Here is a 1,669-nt window from a genome sequence, read left to right as displayed (position 1 = left end):
AAGTTGGCGCCACTCCTCCCCAACTCCTGAGTGAGGCTGCCGAATAATGGCCCGTATCGTCACCGTTGCCGCCGCCCAACTCGGCCCGATCCAGAAGGCCGAGCCGCGCTCGGTCGCAGTGCAGCGTATGGTCCGCCTGATGGAGCGGGCGCATGCCCGCGGCGTGCAGGTCGTGGTGTTCCCCGAACTGGCACTGACCACGTTCTTCCCGCGGCATTACCACGAGGACCGGGCGGAGGCGGATAGCTGGTTCGAAACTGCCATGCCCTCCAACGAAACCGCGCCGTTGTTCGAAGCGGCGCGCAAATACGGTCTGTCCTTCCACCTGGGCTATGCGGAGCGGACACCGGACGGCGGCCACTACAACACTGCCATCCTGGTGAATCCCCAGGGCGAGATCATGCTGAAATACCGCAAGGTCCATCTGCCCGGCCACGCCGAGTACGACCCGGCGCGCAAGGTGCAGCATCTGGAGAAGCGTTATTTCGAGGTCGGCAATCTCGGTTTCCCCGTGGTGCGCGCGCCGCTGGGCGGCATGCCGGTGAATGCCGGGCTGCTGATCTGCAATGACCGCCGCTGGCCGGAGGCATGGCGCGTGCTGGGCCTGCAATCGGTCGAGCTAGTCATGCTCGGCTACAACACCCCCAGCATCAACCAGGACGCCAAAGGGTTCGAGGCGCATCATCTGCGCGTCCTGCACAGCCACCTGACCATCCAGGCCGGCGCCTACCAGAACGCGACCTTCGCCGTGGCGACCGCCAAGGCGGGGACGGAGGATGGCTGCGAGCTATTCGGCAATTCCATCATCGTGAACCCGCAGGGGGAGATCATGGCGGAGGCGACCACCTGGGGCGACGAGCTGATCACCGCCGATTGCGACCTGGATGCCTGCACGCTGGGCCGAACCACCATCTTCGCCTTCGACAAGCATCGCCGTCCGGAGGCCTATGGCCGCATCATCGACCAGGTGGGCGCCGTAGCCCCACCGGAGTGGCAGAGCAGCCGCGCTGCGGAGTAGGGTCGTTCCATGCCCGACAGTCTTCACGAACGCGACGCCCGTCTCTGGTCCGAACAGCGGTCGGAGTTGCTGGCGTTCCTGGCCGGCGCACGGCGTCGATACGCTCCTTCTCTGCAGCAACGGATCGATCTTCAGGGGTTGTATGAAGCCGCTAAGCGTCAGGGTGCGGCTGCATTGGCGGCCCGGCCAAATTGGCCGGCGGCTTGCCCCAACACGATCGAAGCGCTGCTTGCCCCCGGCGCCGATGCAGTAACGTTGATTGCGCGATTGAAGGGGCCGGAAAAGGGCTAGCCCGTGACGGCGACCAGTGTCGCCGCCGTGGAGGCGCACGGCTTGGCGCAGCGCTTCGGTGTGCGAACCATCTTCCAGGATGTCAGCTTCACCGTCGCCCAAGGCGAGGTGTTCGCGATCCTCGGCGGCTCCGGCTGCGGCAAGTCGACGCTGATGCGCCAGGCGATCGGCCTGCTACCGCCGACCGCCGGGCGGGTGCGGGTGCTAGGGCACGATGTGGCGACGCAAACACAGGCCGTGCGTCGACAGATCGGCGTCCTGTTCCAGTCTGGTGCGTTATTCGGGTCCTTGACCCTGCTGGAGAACGTCGTCCTGCCCCTGCGAACCCTGACGGACCTGCCGCAAGACGCCTGCACCGCC

3 protein-coding genes are annotated in these 1,669 nt (G+C 66.0%); all 3 read left to right on the top strand.

The annotated features are described in order from the left end of the window. Nucleotides 1–46 precede the first annotated feature (46 nt). Nucleotides 47–1,018, top strand: coding sequence for an N-carbamoyl-D-amino-acid hydrolase (locus GSQ76_RS25120; protein WP_158746834.1), 972 nt, complete (start codon nt 47–49; stop codon nt 1,016–1,018). Nucleotides 1,019–1,027: 9 nt separating this feature from the next. Further along, the gene (locus tag GSQ76_RS25115) at nt 1,028–1,309 is read left to right on the top strand and encodes a hypothetical protein (protein ID WP_158746833.1); all 282 of its coding nucleotides are present in this window, start codon (nt 1,028–1,030) and stop codon (nt 1,307–1,309) included. Nucleotides 1,310–1,312: 3 nt separating this feature from the next. Beyond that, the coding region (locus tag GSQ76_RS32155) for an ATP-binding cassette domain-containing protein (RefSeq protein ID WP_254070623.1) at nt 1,313–1,669 on the top strand (357 nt) is incomplete at its 3' end.

Origin of the sequence: Acidisphaera sp. L21, from assembly GCF_009765685.1 — a bacterium.
Classification (GTDB): Bacteria; Pseudomonadota; Alphaproteobacteria; order Acetobacterales; family Acetobacteraceae; genus LMUY01.
Note: the sequence above shows the minus strand (reverse complement) of the source record. Positions and strands in the feature narration are given on the sequence as shown.

Excerpts from the sequence above, each read along its gene's own strand:
- GSQ76_RS25120 (WP_158746834.1), top strand. The coding sequence starts at position 47 with ATGGCCCGTATCGTCACCGTTGCCGCCGCCCAACTCGGCCCGATCCAG.
- GSQ76_RS25115 (WP_158746833.1), top strand. The coding sequence starts at position 1,028 with ATGCCCGACAGTCTTCACGAACGCGACGCCCGTCTCTGGTCCGAACAG.